Genomic DNA, 15,676 nt, shown 5'->3' with positions numbered 1-15,676 from the left:
CAACTGCCTTGAGTAACATGAGCGCATCATTCACACCAATAATCCTAACTTCCTCGATAAATCCATCTATGGAAAGCCATCAAACGTCCAAGGCGAGCAATCAATCTGCTTCGTTCCTCGCTTTTTGCAAATCGTGGTAGTAAAATATAGGCAATAACATTTTAGGAGTGAAGCCATAAGATGCAAATTCAAACTGGAACAGGACGTTTTTTTGTTGCGAATGACGGTAAGGACCTTGCCGAGATCACATACAGTTTGGATAAAGATGCTGGGGAATTGGTCATTGACCACACTCGTGTCTCTGAGGAACTGCGCGGTCAAGGTACCGGTGAAAAACTTGTACGGGCTGTTGTAGATAAGGCTCGAAATGAAAATTTGAAAATTGTTCCTGTGTGCTCCTATGCAGCTCATCAATTTGAGAAGCATCCGGAGTATAAGGACGTGCTGAGCGGGAACACAGACGAGCGAGACTGATCTCCGTTCCCGTTTCCGTGAAGCTTTATTAACCTATTCGAACTAATACACTTAGTTCAAATACACTTTAGGAGGAAACGGGTTTGACTACTACTGATACTTTGAGAAATATAGAAGAATTACAAGAACGCTGTGAGCAATATGATGGAATTTCACTGAAATTGAATTGGGATATGCTTCGCCAGCCATCAAGCGTAGGAGATACGGAATGGCTCGTGACATATGAAGATGATTTACTCGTCGGCTTCTTAGGACTTTATGGATTTGGAAGCGATATGGAGGTCTGTGGCATGGTTCGACCAGGCTACCGCCGACGGGGCATCTTCACCTCACTGTGGAACCGAGCGCAAACTATTATCAAACGAGGCAATGTTGATACCCTACTTCTAAACGCTCCTGCTGCCTCATCATCTGGTGTAGCATTCCTTCAAACGCTACCACTAGAGTTTAATCACGCGGAATACCAAATGAAATGGGGCGGAAATTCGGTTGCTTCTTCTGAAGCAAGCTCAGCCACAGGGACTGTGATCTTACGCCCTGCTCGTGAAGACGAAGCCCCAATTCTCGTTGAGCTGGATTGTGGAGGCTTTGACATAAAGACTGAAGATGCTGCCGAACTCTATGACCTGCAGAAACAGGAAGGCCTGCAAGAACATATTATGATCGAAATGGACGGACAACCTGTTGGTAAAATGCGGCTGTGGACCGAAGATAATGAAACCTGGATTTATGGATTTACTGTCAGCAAGAAGCTACGGGGGCTAGGCATTGGACGAAGTGCACTTCTTCAAACGATCGAACGAGAACGTAAAAACTATAATGGAATTAATCTCGAGGTCGCTCTAGATAATCCCAATGCGCTTAAGCTATATGAAAGCTGTGGCTTTATCATTCAGAATAAACAGGATTATTACCGTTATATCGGCTAATCCATAGAATTAAAGCCTCCTGTCTAATGGGCGTTCTCGCCTGTAGAGCAGGAGGCCTTATTTTATTATTAGGAGTAATCACATGAGCCCAAAGCCTCCAACATTAGCTTCGCCTCTATCATTTCTACGGTCACTACAGTTTAATGAGCCATCAGCGTGTACTTCCTGCTCCAGAAATACAGATAACAATCGAACATAATCCAAAGACTCCTTATACGGGACTGCATTTCCCTTGTAAGAGTATTTACGACCCTCTAGCAAGGAGTAGATTTCCACGGTCTCCGCAGGTTCACCGTAAGCCGCATAACAAAAGACGTTAGTCATATGCAAAAAGCCCGCAATAGTATCCTCATTGCCATTCACCATAAATTTCTGAATATTCAGGCTTCGACCATTCTGAGTAGAATTCCAAGCTAATTGAGTAATCATCGAAAGCTCCAAGCTCAGCTCCGGGACTGGCACATACCACTGCTCGTATAACATAACCGGAATTTCCAGTAAATGATTGGTCGAAACGATACGCATTAGTTCATCCGCTATACTCGTCTTGATATCCCAATATTGCAGTAATGAAGGAAAAGCATCCCCCCTAGGTGGCCAACGACGCTCTAACAGAAATTGTATCGGCGTCTCCCTTCGAACTTCAGGCAGCAAACTATAAAAGTCGTTAAGTGTATGCCCTACAGCATATTGAACCTGCTGGCGCCAGCGTGGGAGCCCGGTCGCTGGAGCTCCGCTTGATAAATTCTCGGCCCCTCCAAGCATAATGTGCTCCACTCGATAATCATGTAGTCGTTTATATGGAGGCGTATGTAAATTCACTTGTCTCTTCATCCAACTTCCCGCTGGCCCGCCCATCCTATGATGCCACCATACAAGCTTCGATAAATTGACGTCCGAATTGACGGCAAGCTTCTTTTTCAGCAGCGTTCGGGCCATATTCAATCTTAAGACTATCCTGTAATATTACAGCTCCACGTTCCTTTAACTTCTCCACGTATAAGTCCACGGCTCCACAATAAATCGCGTAACCTGTGTCTCCACTGCCAAAAACTGCTGATTTCATAGCGGTCAAATCAAGCTCATCCATCTCCTCATAGAAATCAAGAGCTTCATCAGGTAGCTCACCATCTCCCCAAGTGTATGCTCCTAACAGAACGCCTTCATATAAATTTATCTCAACCGCGTTACATTCAGTGACCGATTTCAAAACGGCTTCACCGCCTGCTTGGCGTATTCCCTCTACAATCAATTCAGCCATTTCCTCAGTGTTTCCAGTTAGACTGGCGTATGCCACTAGCACTTTAGTCATCTTTCTGTTCCTCCCATTACTAAACATAAAATTTAAATGATGTGTGCTTCACCCTCATTCTATTTGATAATGATTATCATTGTCAAATGAATAAAATAAAAAAAACGCAAACTCCGTTTATTCACACGGTTGATGTTTGCGTTCAATCCCTTTTTTGTTCAAAATTATTTAGTATGCTCCTTCGAGCAAGGTAATGTGATTCCCATCTGGATCGCGGAAATTCATTTCTTTCCCGCCATACGCCATCGTAACCGGTGGCTGACAATCCAGTCCCTTAGCCTTTAACTGCTCGTACGTCTCATCGAGATTATCGCAGCCGAATACTAAATTAACAAAGCCAGTCGTGAGCTTTTCCCATTTCGTCTCATCCCAAATGATGATTCCAGGCTGCTTCTTGTCGAATCCAATCTTTGCGCCATCAAAATTGCCGTAGCCCTCGAACGGAATTGGAATCCCTAGCACCTCCGAATAAAATGCAGCTAACGCTGCAGTATCCTTAGTGTAGATGTTAGTACCTTCAAAAGACGAAATCATAATTTGTCCCCTTTCATTCTCATCATCATAGTATCCATTTCTTACTTGAGTTTAACAAGACTAGCACCCTTTGTATTGCAAAATTGCGACATTTATCTGCCCGCATAGACTAAAGCCTCAAGTGGTGTTCTTCCTGCATATTTCTTGAAACTGTTTATAAAATGAGGCTGGTGGCTGAATCCATACGTAAAAATAAGATCCTGCATATTCTTCGTCTGCACAGGCAGTTGATACATTTCCCGCCATACATTCTGAAATCGCACAAGGTCAGCTGTTTTTTTAGGCGATACACCTATGTATTCTTGAAACAGTCTTTCTAGTTGACGTCTGCTTAGATTAGAGCTGGTTTCCAAATGCTCAGCTGTTACCACACCCTTTTGTTTAATTAGGGTATAAATTGCATTCATCATCCGATCATTAGTCCGTCCACCACGCTCAAGACGCTGAAAAAGATAAGCCTCAGCTGCCGCTATCCTTTCATTCATAGAATTTGCTTGTTCCAGCAGAAATCCTAGCTCTTTTTTAAAAGTACAAAAGTATTGGTCCACATCTACAAATGCATTCAGGACATCCCGGAGATGGTCATCTGCAAAAAAATGAACGGCCCAGAAATGAAATCGGATACCAAAGGTTGAGATCATACCTTCTCCCCTGTCTGAAGGTACTTCAAAAGGAGCATCATTGATGCCGGAAAAAACGGTAGTTGTTAAGCCTGTCGATTCATTCAGATTCCAAATAATGTCCATGCATGTATCTGGAATAATTGTTTCCATTCGAGGTTCGTAACCAGATGCCTTGTCCACTACGTAAACGGATGCCTCTGTAGGAATACGCGGTGTAACAGAGCCCCAGAAACAGCGAATATATGGCTGCAAAGCTTGACTGGGTAGAAATTCACTAGTTTGTGCTGGATTTGCAGTTATCGGGAAATATAGAGGCGCAAGATTGAACATAAGCTGCTATTCTCCGATCATAAATATTGTAAAGACTCTGATATCTGATCATACACAATCATTGCTTGATGTGCCAGAATATTAGCTGTGAGCATGGAAATATTATACACATAATCTTCATTGGATAAAATAAGTAGAGTGTTGGGCTTGTGCGTATTTTGTTTGTAGCTATATGGTGAAATGATGTACAATAAAGGCTAAATGAATTTTTGAAGGATGGATTAAAAAATGTATATAGCTAGCGACTGGAAAGACTATGAAGTAATTGACACTGGCGGTGGAGAGAAGCTTGAACGTTGGGGTGACATTATCCTGCGCCGTCCGGATCCACAAATTATTTGGCCACTCTCCAATGAGACAGCGAAATGGCGTGATGTACACGGTCATTATCACCGTTCCTCAGCGGGTGGTGGACAATGGGAAATGAAGAAAACAATTCCGGATGATTGGAAAATTAGTTACGGAAAATTAAAATTCCATTTGCGTCCTACAAATTTTAAGCATACAGGGTTATTTCCTGAACAAGCGGCCAACTGGAGCTGGATGATGGACAAGATTGCGGCTGCTAACCGTCCGATCTCAGTACTGAATCTATTTGCTTACACTGGTGGAGCTACTGTAGCCGCAGCAAGTGCCGGCGCTTCTGTTGTTCACGTGGATGCAGCCAAAGGAATGGTGCAATGGGCAAAAGAAAATGTCCAGCTGTCCGGTCTGGGCGAGCGTCCAGTTCGCTACATCACGGATGACGTATTCAAATTCGTACAACGTGAACAACGTCGTGGTAGTAAGTATGATGCGATTATAATGGACCCGCCTTCCTATGGAAGAGGACCTGGCGGAGAAATGTGGAAGCTGGAATCCAGCTTATATCCTTTCCTTGAGAGCTGTATGCAAATAATGAGCGACAAACCTTTGTTTATGCTAATCAATTCATACACCACTGGGATTTCTCCAACTGTCCTACGTAATATGTTGTCGATGACCATGGGTAAACGTTATGGCGGGAAGCTCACCTCCGGTGAAATCGGTCTTCCGATCACTTCTTCCGGCATGAACCTGCCATGCGGTATTCTGGGACGCTGGGAGGCGTAAGCCATGACACAGCATTTATCTGGCAGCAACGAGCCGCTGGACGGAATGTCGAAGCGCTTTGAAGTGTTATACGAAGATAATCATCTTCTAGGCATAGTGAAGCCCGTGAATATTCCTGTTCAGGAGGATGCTACTGGAGATCCTGATCTGCTCAACCTGCTCAAAGAAGATGTGAAGGAACGCTTTAACAAGCCTGGCAACGTTTATATGGGGCTAGTCCACCGCTTGGATCGTCCGGTTGGAGGTGCAATGATCTTTGCCAAGACATCAAAAGCAGCATCAAGACTATCCGAGTGTGTCAGAACTCACAGCTTTCATAAGGTGTACTTAACGGTCGTGCACGGTAAACCACCTGCATCTCATGGCCGTCTTACCGATACGCTGCTTAAAGACGCCAAGAGCAATACCGTCACTGTCGTACGGAAAGGAACACCCGGCGGTAAGGAAGCCATTCTGGATTACACAGTACTTGGCAGCGCTGAGGGTTACAGCCTGCTCAAGATCGATTTACTTACCGGTCGTTCTCATCAAATTCGAGTGCAGCTCAGCTCCATCGGCTGCCCCTTATACGGTGATCAGAAGTATGGGGCTTCGGTGAACAGACCTGGACAGCAAATTGCACTGTGGTCTGCACTTGTAGGCTTTCCCCACCCTGTTACTAAAGAAGAAGTAGAACTTATTTCCCTGCCTCCGCAAACCCATCCTTGGGATTTATGGTCCAAGGAATTACAAAAGAAGGCTATCCGTTAATGGATGGCCTTCTTTTTTTTGAAATAAAGTGTTGTTGTATATATTCATGGTGTAGAACCTTCCGGTGCAGTTGTAACAACCATTTTGCCCATTAAATAGAGTAGTAGCTGTTGGTTATGAGAGGATATCGGATCAAGCGCTTCTGCAAAAAAATCACTGCGGATCTTCAAACCACGTACAGTCTCCTGCGTTCCAATTTCCGTTATACTCACCCATACAATACGGCGATCCGCAGCATCTCTCTCCCGAATGATAAGCCCATTTTTCTCCATCCGATCAAGTAACATAGTAACCGCTGCAGGACTGGTCGCCAGATGTGGAGCCAGATCAGAAGGCTTCATGGCATCACGTTCCTGAAGCAGTTCAAGTACTGTGAGTTGGGCATCCGTTAGCGATGGGGCAAGATTACTGTCCATATGTAGTTTGTAATCTTTTAAAATTTTATGCCAAATTTTACTGAATTCAGAAGCGTGCACACTGATTCCTTCCTTTCCTTGCGGTTCTATCCGGTATAACTACATTTTCGCGAAACAAATTCCATTTCCTGCAAAAGAAGAAAAATAAATCTTCTAAACTGATAAGCGAGAAAATTAAAAAAGGCACTTAGTCAGTTCTCAAGAAGAATTGACTAAGCACCTTGATAAGTTATTTTAACAAATCTGTTTATTACTAGTTCGTTTTACTTAACTGCTGGGAAAAGATTAACAATCTCATCCTTTTTCTCCACAGGAACAATCTGTTTGCCTGTAGAACGACGCTCTCCAAGTGGTGCAGATTCAGAAGAGAACGTGTGATGTGCATTCTCCCGTGTAATTGCATTAAGTTCCAGCGGTTCTCTGCAATAGAAAGCCCCTGCCAATTTACTGCCATTTGGTCGTACTCGCTTGCCTTCCTTAAATTCAAAGGTTGGCATCCCTTTGCCACCGCGGCTTTGAGATGGATAATCCACTAGTAATGAACGTTTCGCATATCCAATATCGGAGATAGAAAGGATCTCACCTTCATCTTCACTGACCCAGAAGCAAGAAATCACCTCATCGCCCTCACGAAGCTGAATGCCTCTTACACCGGATGCAACACGGCCCATAGGATTAACTTCATTCTCATGGAATCTAATACTCATTCCTTCACGAGTCACTAGTACAATGTCCTTGTCATTCGTACTAGTAGCCACTGTAATGATCTCATCACCGTCTGCTACCTTACAGGCTGCTACGGCTCCAGAGCGGCTTGTAGAGTATTCCTTTAGCTCTGTACGCTTAACCTGACCTCTGCGGGTGATAAACACGAGGCTTTGCTGCGGATCATCGAGATTATTGACCGGAATCACGCTAATGATTCCATCCCCTTTAGACAATCCGATAACGTTAACAATCGCAGTACCAGGTTCTTTCCATTTAAACTCTGGAATCTGGTGAACCGGAAGTAAGAAGTACTGCCCCTTGCGCGTAAATACCAGCAGACTGTCACGGGTATTCACATCGAGCAGCTTAACGATATGATCGCCTTCTTTAACGCCTGATGTATGACGTTCCCCACCAGAGCGGGTAAAGGAAAGCATACTTGTACGCTTAATATAACCGTCTGCGGAAAGTGCTACTAACACATCCTCTGCGTTGACCAGCGCTTCAAGGCTAACCTTAAGCTCCTCAACTTCGCCTTGGATCAGCGAACGGCGATCGATCCCGTATTTGTCGCGGATCTCCAGCAATTCCTTACGGATTACAGCTACGAGCTTCTTGTCACTTTCCAAAATGCCACGCAGATGTGTAATCTTTGCCATCATTTCATCCAATTCTTTTTGGAGTGAAGTAATCTCCAAATTCGTCAGACGATACAATTGTAAGGTAAGAATAGAATCCGCTTGACGTTCACTGAACCCGAACATCCACACGAGATTGTTCTGAGCATCCTGACGGTTCTTCGATGCTTTGATGGCAGCGATGACCTCATCCAGAATATTCAGCGCCTTAACCAAGCCCTCTAAGACATGAGCACGGTCTTCTGCGCGTTCCAGATCAAATTGGGTGCGATGAGTCACTACTTCACGCTGATGCGCGATATAAGCCTCCAGGATGGCTTTAAGACCAAGCTGTTGCGGAGCCTTGTTGACAATCGCCACCATATTGAAGTTATAGGTGATTTGTAGATCGGTTTTTTTGAGCAGATACGCCAAAACGCCTTGGGCATCCGCTTCTTTCTTGAGTTCAACCACAATCCGAAGTCCTTCTCGTCCACTCTCATCACGAACTTCAGCAATGCCATCGATTTTCTTCTCTAATCGAATATTCTCCATGGAGGTAACTAGTCGTGATTTTACAATCTGGAATGGAACTTCCGTAATCACGATTTGTTGCTTGCCGCCACGCATATTTTCAATCTCAGTCTTGGAGCGTAAATAAATACGGCCTTTACCAGTGCGGTAAGCATCCATGATGCCGTCTCCGCCCATAATAGTGCCGCCTGTAGGGAAATCCGGACCTTTCATAAAGGTCATGATATCTTCAAGTTCAATATCCGGCTTCTGCATCACTGCGATACAAGCATCAATAACCTCACGTAGGTTATGTGGCGGAATCTCAGTGGCAAAGCCTGCGGAAATCCCACTCGTGCCGTTTACGAGTAGATTCGGATACCGGGAAGGAACAACCACAGGCTCTTTGGCTGTATTGTCAAAGTTGTCCTTAAACAGCACCGTCCGCTTCTCGATATCACGCATCATCTCCATTGCAATCGGAGATAAGCGTGCTTCTGTATAACGCATTGCCGCAGCTGGGTCATCGTCCATCGAGCCCCAGTTGCCATGACCGTCAACAAGAACATGCCCCATCTTCCATGGCTGTGCCATACGAACCATACCGTCGTAAATCGAGGAGTCACCATGTGGATGGTAATTACCCATTACATCCCCGACGGTTTTGGCTGACTTACGGTACGGCTTGTCAGGCGTGTTGCCAGAATCGTACATCGCATAAAGAATACGGCGTTGTACAGGCTTAAGTCCATCGCGGACATCGGGAATCGCCCGGTCCTGAATAATATATTTGGAATACCGACCAAAGCGGTCACCGACGACCTCTTCCAGAAAAGCCGGCAAAAATTGTTCTGATAAACTACTCACTTGGCTCACCTTCTGTTCCTCAATCTGTCCACTTTCTTAAAGATTGGTGATATTCTTTCACTTCGCTTTGCGGATCATTCTTCCGGTCGCTGTTGTTTCCAGATTTTTTGATTATACCGCTGTTAGCGGATAAAATCCGGAAACAAAGGCGAACGCTAACGCTCCTCCAGAACGATTCCGCCACTCCGTTTGCCTATCACCAAAAAATTAAAAACAGTGGAAGTATTCGTCACTTGCAGCACTACTAACTGCAACTACTCTACAATTTCAGTGAAATCGACATTCTCAACAATCCAGCGTTTACGTGGATCGACTTTATCACCCATCAGTGTAGAAACACGACGCTCAGCCTTAGCAGCATCCTCAATCTGCACCTGAAGCAGTGTACGCGATTCTGGATTCATCGTTGTTTCCCACAGCTGATCAGGGTTCATCTCACCCAATCCTTTATAACGCTGAAGCTCGAAGTTTTTGCCGAATTCCTTTAAGTAATTTTGCAGTTCTTCATCACTCCATGCATACCTTACGGTTTCCAGCTTGCCCGTTTTGCGGGTCAGCTTATAAAGCGGAGGCTGGGCAATAAAAACCTTTCCGGCATCTATTAACGGCTTCATATAACGATAGAAAAATGTCAGCAGCAGCACCTGAATATGCGCTCCATCTGTATCCGCATCGGTCATAATGATAATTTTGGAATAATTGCTGTCTTCGACGGTAAAATCCGGACCAATTCCTGCACCAATCGTGGAAATGATCGCTTTATATTCATCGTTCTTCAGGATATCCAGCAGCTTGGCTTTTTCCGGATTCATCGGTTTCCCTTTTAGCGGCAAGATCGCCTGAATCTTTGAATCACGGCCTTGCTTCGCTGAGCCACCAGCTGAATCACCTTCTACGATAAACAGCTCAGTTCGTGTAACGTCCTTAGACTGCGCAGGTGATAATTTTCCGCCAAGATTCGAGCTCTCGCTACGTTTCTTACCTGTACGGATCTCATCGCGGGCTTTGCGAGCCGCTTCCCGAGCCTTCGAGGCCTGAATTGATTTTTTCAGAAGGCTCTGTGCTACCTGCGGGTTTTCTTCCAGGAAACGAGCCATATTCTCAGATACGATATAGTCTACTGCACTACGAGCAGAAGCACTACCAAGCTGATCCTTCGTCTGTCCAACAAATTCAACCTCGGACATTTTGACACTAATGACAGCCATCATACCTTCGCGCAAATCATTTCCTTCTAAATTCTTATCCTTTTCTTTAAGCAACTGTGTACGACGGGCATAATCATTCAACACACGAGTATACGCGGTCTTAAAGCCTGTCTCATGAGTACCGCCGCTACGAGTAGGAATGGAGTTAACGAAGGAAGCCAAGGTTTCTGTATAGCCTCCATTGTACTGAAGGGCTACTTCCACTTCGATATCGTCCTTTTCAGCGCTGAAGTGAATAACATCATGTAGAACATCCTTGCCCTCATTCAGGAACTGTACGAATTGGCTTGCTCCACCCTCGTAAAAGAACTCGTCCTGACGATTGCTCCGCTCATCATGCAGCGTAATACGCAGACCGGAATTCAGAAAGGCAATCTCCTGTACTCGCTCTGCCAGCGTATCATAATTCAGGGCAATTCCATTTGGAAAGACGCGAATATCCGGTTTAAAAGTAATTTTCGAACCGGTTTTGTTGGTGTTGCCCAGAATTTCAAGGCCCGTTACTGGTTCGCCAACATGCTCTTTCCCCTTCTTGTCCACCCAATATTCAAAACGTTGACGATGGATTTTGCCTTCACGATAAATCTCTACTTCAAGCCATTCAGACAAAGCATTCGTTACTGAAGCCCCTACGCCATGCAAACCGCCTGATTTCTTGTAACCAGATCCACCGAATTTACCGCCTGCATGCAAAATTGTAAATACAACTTGCGGCGTTGGCACTCCTGTCTTATGCATTCCAGTTGGAATCCCACGACCGTTGTCCGTCACCGTTACTGAGCCATCTTTGCGAAGTAGTAAGTCAATCTTCGTACAATACTTGGCTAAATGCTCATCCACAGCATTATCTACAATTTCCCATACTAGATGATGTAGTCCCGAAGAACTTGTACTGCCGATATACATGCCAGGTCGTTTGCGTACTGCAACCAGACCTTCGAGCACTTGAATGTCGTCAGCATCGTATCCAGTACGGCTATTCTCGCCGTTATTAGAAACTTCAGCAAACATATCGATCTGTTCGAGCATTCATGCTCCTCCTTCTTTTCTCTATACTCAAGCATTAACGCCTTCGGCGTCCTTATAAAGACGGTAAGCCTTTAAGCGAGAAATATAAGACATACAGTATAAGTGCAAAACTTATACTTTCTTATATCTCTAGAAATGCAAACAAACGTTTTCGTCACTTTGTACATTCTAATTCAAAATATCCCTTTTCGTAAAGACGGCGAATGAAATGATCACCGAAGCAGCCCCCCATACAGCCAGTACAGCCATGGAAAATGACAAGGACATCCCCTCTATGGGTGCGGGAGTTCCTGACAAATAACCGGTCAGTCCAAGATTTACCATAAATAAATATTTCGCTGTTGTCCAGGCTGAGGCCATATTAGTCAAAATATTTCCAGCGATCAGCGCTGCCATCATGACCACTATACTAGCAGCAGTGCTCCTTACAAGTACAGAGATCATAAAAGCAAGCAGGGCAACTACGACACTTACGAACCAGACCAATCCACCTTGCATAAGCATATATTTCCACTGTGGTACTGCATGCACAGTAGACATATCCACCGAGTCTCCACTGATCTTAAAGCCTGTAAAGACAGGGATATTAAAGCCCTTATATCCAAAAGCAAGACCAGAGATAAGGTAGCTGATCACAAAGGTGGAAAGCACAATAAGCGAGACAAACATAAGCAGAGCCGCTAATTTGCTAAACAAAACTTTCCAACGCTTAACTGGCCTTGTCAGCAGCATTTTGATCGTCCCTGTAGTTCGCTCCGCAGAAACTAAATCCGAGGCTACCGCCATAATGAGCAGCGGAATAAATAAAGTAACGGAATTATCCATAAACTCACGGGTAAAGGTAACGCCACTTGGCTCGTTCGGATTCACATCATGGTGAAGGTAGTACTGAAGCTGCTGTACAAATATTCGCCGATAAGTCTTCCATTCCTCTGGAATTCGGTCGCTACCCAAAGAATTTTGATTATCAATGATCTGCTGCTGGATCTCCAGGCGCCAATCGGAGTTGAATTTATCTCGGCTACGCTCAGCTGAGCGCATTTGAGCGTAGGTGAACATAGGCACCAGTACAATCAGAATCAGCAGTATAACATAAAACCGTTTCTTTTTTATGATTTTTAAACATTCATTACGGATTAGCGGGAGCATATTATTCAACGTTCTCACCCTCCGTTAGTTTCAAGAATAGCTGTTCCAGTGTCGGATTGATTTTATGCACAGCCCTAACTTCGATTTCAGCAGTCACCATAACAGCCACAATCTCGGGGATCAAATCCTGCTCCATAATTGTGATTAAAGAATTCGGGCCCATACCAGCAATTATTGAATCATCCAAGGTAACGTCTTCCAGATTCTGAATCTGAATATCTGGGCGATCATCCAGTAATCCCTTAGCTACAGCAAAAGGCTCCAGCTCCCAAAGTACATACGGAGAATTTCGAGCGATCAGCTCATCAACCCCACCCACTGCAAGTACTCGCCCTTTACTAATAATCGCAACACGGTCGCAGAGAAGCTGGATTTCACTAAGTAAATGACTCGATACAAATACCGCTAAACCCTCATCTGCTAGTTTGCGTATAAATTCTCGCAGCTCCTTAATTCCCTTTGGATCTAAGCCATTTGTAGGCTCGTCCAGAATAAGCAGACGCGGACGTCCCAGAAGAGCCTGCGCTATACCAAGTCGTTGTCTCATCCCAAGCGAATATGTACTTACCTTATCATGGATTCGTTGATCCAACCGAACGATATCTACGACTTCACTAATACGTGCATTATCTATACCTGGCTGCATTCGGGCAAAATGCTGTAAATTCTCCCATCCCGTCAAATAGGTATATACCTCAGGATTCTCAACGATAGAGCCGACAAATTGCAACGCTTTTTCCGGATTTCGGTTCACATTGTAACCACATACCGTAATCTTGCCCTCGCTTGGACGAATCAAATCGACAAGCATTCGAATCGTAGTTGTCTTCCCAGCTCCATTGGGTCCGAGGAAGCCAAAAATCTCTCCTTCTCTCACATCAAACGTAACATCATCTATAATCCACTTTCGCCCTATTTTTTTCCGTACCCCGTCTACAGACAAGACGACCGGGCTGGATTCTCCACTGTTCGCTTTTGTCATATTCTCCTTAGCTCCTTGTTACTGTCATTTCCTCGGCTAGTACTTGCTCAAAGGATATTTTATCTAATACAAATCATCATTCTTAGAAAGCTGGCTCTCACTTCTGTTCTAGTGTATAGCCTGAATGAATCGCTCTCCAATTCGTTGATAGCCATCCCCATTCGGATGAAAATGATCCGTTGATAAGTATTTGTCCAAATGCTTGTTAAACAAGTCGAAGGTTGGAACCAATGTCATATTGCTGTGCTTATTAATAATATCCATTGCCGCATTATTCCACTTCGCAACCGCCTGATTACCTGGTACAAGTAGATCTGGTATATCACCAAAGGGATTGTATAACCCCATATAATAAATTTGAGCGTTTGGATTGATTTCCGTGATTTTCTCCAGAATCTTACCTAATCTTTCTACTGCTTCCGGAAGGGCTGCTAGCAAAGACTCTGGAGTCAGCTCTTGATCAGTCGTGGATTCACTTTGAAGTGCGCCACTATTCTGCAAAATATTGGAGTCCTTGAATAAATCATTCCCTCCGATCGAGAGCAGAATGACATTCGCCATATGCAGCGCGTAATCTATACCATCTTCATCCAGCTTGCTTTGCAGTCCAGCAGTTGTTAAACCATTAATTCCCATATTACCCAGTAAATCAACTTCGACACCTTTAGCGGATAAACCACTAACCGTACGCTTAACAAATCCTTCTCCGGTGTTATCACCAGTTCCCTTGGCTAGCGAATCTCCGAGAGCAACAACTTTGAGCTTCTTAACCGTCTCCGTCACTGGAGCGGCTGTTTGCTGAGGTAAGTTGGTCCCTGACGCTTCTCCAACCGGATAGATGATGTCTCTGACCGCATAAACTAAACCTACAATTAGAATTATTGTTGTTACTATGGAAATCAGGCTGACCGTGCGCCATGTCCACTTTGAATCATTCAAGGCCATCCCTCCGTGTGCCGTTCTATTATGTATTGTTCCACATTTTACAAAGATCTTAACTATGTACATAAACATAAATCTTCCATACCGGTTTTGCAAATGTCTACAATAGAAATAAATCCAGCTAATCCGCTTATTTAACCCGAATCTGAATACGAAAATTCTCAAAAAAATTTAGCGATTAAAGTTTGGGTACAAAAAAACGTTCCCCGATTATCATCGGAGAACGTTTGATTCCAGCAACGTTTTTTTCAATTATTTACCAATAAATTCTTGAACCCAGTAGTTATTGTCATACCCTACACCGATATAATTGAAATTAGCATTCAAAATATTAGCTTTGTGACCAGGACTATTCATCCATGCTTTCATTACTTCTTCTGGTGTTTTTTGACCCATAGCGATGTTCTCGCCTGCAGCGTTATAAGTGATACCAAAGGATTTCATCATATCAAATGGTGAACCATACGTAGGTGAAGTATGTGAAAAATAGTTATTAGTACGCATATCCGTAGCTTTTGTAGCTGCTACTTTATGAAGGCTGTCCAATCCAGAAACGGGCTTCAAACCAGCTGCTGCACGCTCTTTATTTACCAGCGTTACGATCTGTTGAACATAAGTTCCTTTATTGCTCGCAGCACCTGTAGTAGGTGTAGTTTCTGTAGGTTTAGTTACAGGTTTAGTTACAGTGGTCGTATCCGAAGGCTTAGTTACAGGCTTAGTTACAGGCTTAGTTACAGTAGTTGTATCCGAAGGCTTAGTAACCGAAGTTCCGGTAGATGTATCTTTATTTGGAACCGTTCCTGTTTGAGGCTTGGACACCACGATTGTGCTATTAAAAATAGGGAATCCCTGTAGGTTAGCTTGTTTTAAATATTGTAAAACCTGCTCATAGCTAGTACCTGATTTAATTACTGTTACTTCAGTTGAGGCCGCATTCGCTTCGAGTGGAAGAGAAATACTAAGTGCCATAACAGCTGCTACACTACCACCAATAATTGCTCTTAATCTCTTGTTCTTCATTCTGCCATCTCCTCTTTCTTGTGTGTAATATATGTTCCTGCTTAGAGTGACCAGCTACAAATGTTACAAAGTTGTAATTTGTTCCTCAGTCATTGTAGCATAAATCTATCAGCTGTGCTCTTCTAATTTTTAACATTTACTAGTCTTAATTGTAAGTTTTCTGAGTATGAATGCATTCGAT

Annotated in this window: 15 protein-coding genes; 4 read left to right on the top strand and 11 right to left on the bottom strand. The window is 44.0% G+C overall.

The annotated features are described in order from the left end of the window. The first annotated feature begins 180 nt into the window (after positions 1-180). Both PAENI_RS23640 and PAENI_RS23635 read left to right on the top strand, forming a co-directional pair. Positions 181-474: a GNAT family N-acetyltransferase gene (locus PAENI_RS23640; RefSeq protein WP_149646859.1), complete on the top strand. Its 294-nt coding sequence runs from the start codon at positions 181-183 to the stop codon at positions 472-474. Positions 475-557: 83 nt separating this feature from the next. Then, positions 558-1,403: a GNAT family N-acetyltransferase gene (locus tag PAENI_RS23635; protein ID WP_076284608.1), complete on the top strand. Its 846-nt coding sequence runs from the start codon at positions 558-560 to the stop codon at positions 1,401-1,403. A gap of 78 nt (positions 1,404-1,481) precedes the next feature. On the opposite strand, the gene PAENI_RS23630 is transcribed toward PAENI_RS23635, so the two are convergent. The 4 genes from PAENI_RS23630 to PAENI_RS23615 all read right to left on the bottom strand — a co-directional run bounded on the left by PAENI_RS23630 (position 1,482) and on the right by PAENI_RS23615 (position 4,202). Then, entirely contained in the window at positions 1,482-2,237 is a 756-nt protein-coding gene (locus tag PAENI_RS23630) for a hypothetical protein (RefSeq protein ID WP_149646858.1), read from the bottom strand. A gap of 25 nt (positions 2,238-2,262) precedes the next feature. Further along, entirely contained in the window at positions 2,263-2,715 is a 453-nt protein-coding gene (locus PAENI_RS23625) for a flavodoxin (RefSeq protein WP_149646857.1), read from the bottom strand. A gap of 168 nt (positions 2,716-2,883) precedes the next feature. Beyond that, positions 2,884-3,249, bottom strand: coding sequence for a VOC family protein (locus PAENI_RS23620; protein WP_076299603.1), 366 nt, complete (start codon positions 3,247-3,249; stop codon positions 2,884-2,886). 92 nt (positions 3,250-3,341) lie between these two features. Then, positions 3,342-4,202, bottom strand: coding sequence for a helix-turn-helix domain-containing protein (locus tag PAENI_RS23615; protein ID WP_149646856.1), 861 nt, complete (start codon positions 4,200-4,202; stop codon positions 3,342-3,344). A 228-nt stretch (positions 4,203-4,430) separates the two neighbouring features. Between PAENI_RS23615 and PAENI_RS23610 the strand changes: the two genes are divergently transcribed. Continuing rightward, on the top strand, positions 4,431-5,294 hold the full coding sequence (locus PAENI_RS23610) for a class I SAM-dependent methyltransferase (protein ID WP_042190039.1): 864 nt from the start codon (positions 4,431-4,433) through the stop codon (positions 5,292-5,294). Between the two features lie 3 nt (positions 5,295-5,297). Continuing rightward, complete coding sequence (locus tag PAENI_RS23605; RefSeq protein WP_231573316.1) at positions 5,298-6,044, top strand: RluA family pseudouridine synthase; 747 nt, start codon at positions 5,298-5,300, stop codon at positions 6,042-6,044. A 44-nt stretch (positions 6,045-6,088) separates the two neighbouring features. Here the strand turns inward: PAENI_RS23605 and PAENI_RS23600 are convergent, their stop codons facing one another. The 7 genes from PAENI_RS23600 to PAENI_RS23570 form a co-directional block, all read right to left on the bottom strand. Then, on the bottom strand, positions 6,089-6,520 hold the full coding sequence (locus PAENI_RS23600) for a MarR family winged helix-turn-helix transcriptional regulator (protein WP_076284605.1): 432 nt from the start codon (positions 6,518-6,520) through the stop codon (positions 6,089-6,091). 203 nt (positions 6,521-6,723) lie between these two features. Further along, positions 6,724-9,165, bottom strand: a complete 2,442-nt coding sequence (gyrA, locus tag PAENI_RS23595; RefSeq protein ID WP_042190043.1) for a DNA gyrase subunit A — start codon at positions 9,163-9,165, stop codon at positions 6,724-6,726. Between the two features lie 254 nt (positions 9,166-9,419). Beyond that, entirely contained in the window at positions 9,420-11,402 is a 1,983-nt protein-coding gene (gene parE / locus PAENI_RS23590) for a DNA topoisomerase IV subunit B (protein WP_042190046.1), read from the bottom strand. A 168-nt stretch (positions 11,403-11,570) separates the two neighbouring features. After that, positions 11,571-12,560, bottom strand: a complete 990-nt coding sequence (locus PAENI_RS23585; RefSeq protein WP_042190048.1) for an ABC transporter permease — start codon at positions 12,558-12,560, stop codon at positions 11,571-11,573. Then, the gene (locus tag PAENI_RS23580; protein WP_149646855.1) at positions 12,553-13,533 is read right to left on the bottom strand and encodes an ABC transporter ATP-binding protein; all 981 of its coding nucleotides are present in this window, start codon (positions 13,531-13,533) and stop codon (positions 12,553-12,555) included. The genes PAENI_RS23585 and PAENI_RS23580 overlap by 8 nt, the downstream gene beginning before the upstream one ends. A gap of 108 nt (positions 13,534-13,641) precedes the next feature. Beyond that, positions 13,642-14,478, bottom strand: a complete 837-nt coding sequence (locus PAENI_RS23575; RefSeq protein ID WP_042190053.1) for a GDSL-type esterase/lipase family protein — start codon at positions 14,476-14,478, stop codon at positions 13,642-13,644. A 249-nt stretch (positions 14,479-14,727) separates the two neighbouring features. Beyond that, on the bottom strand, positions 14,728-15,495 hold the full coding sequence (locus tag PAENI_RS23570) for a CAP domain-containing protein (protein WP_149646854.1): 768 nt from the start codon (positions 15,493-15,495) through the stop codon (positions 14,728-14,730). Positions 15,496-15,676: the final 181 nt, after the last annotated feature.

Origin of the sequence: Paenibacillus sp. B2(2019) (genome assembly GCF_008370385.1) — a bacterium.
Lineage (GTDB): Bacteria > Bacillota > Bacilli > Paenibacillales > Paenibacillaceae > Paenibacillus_AQ.
This window is presented reverse-complemented; position numbering and strand designations above follow the sequence as displayed.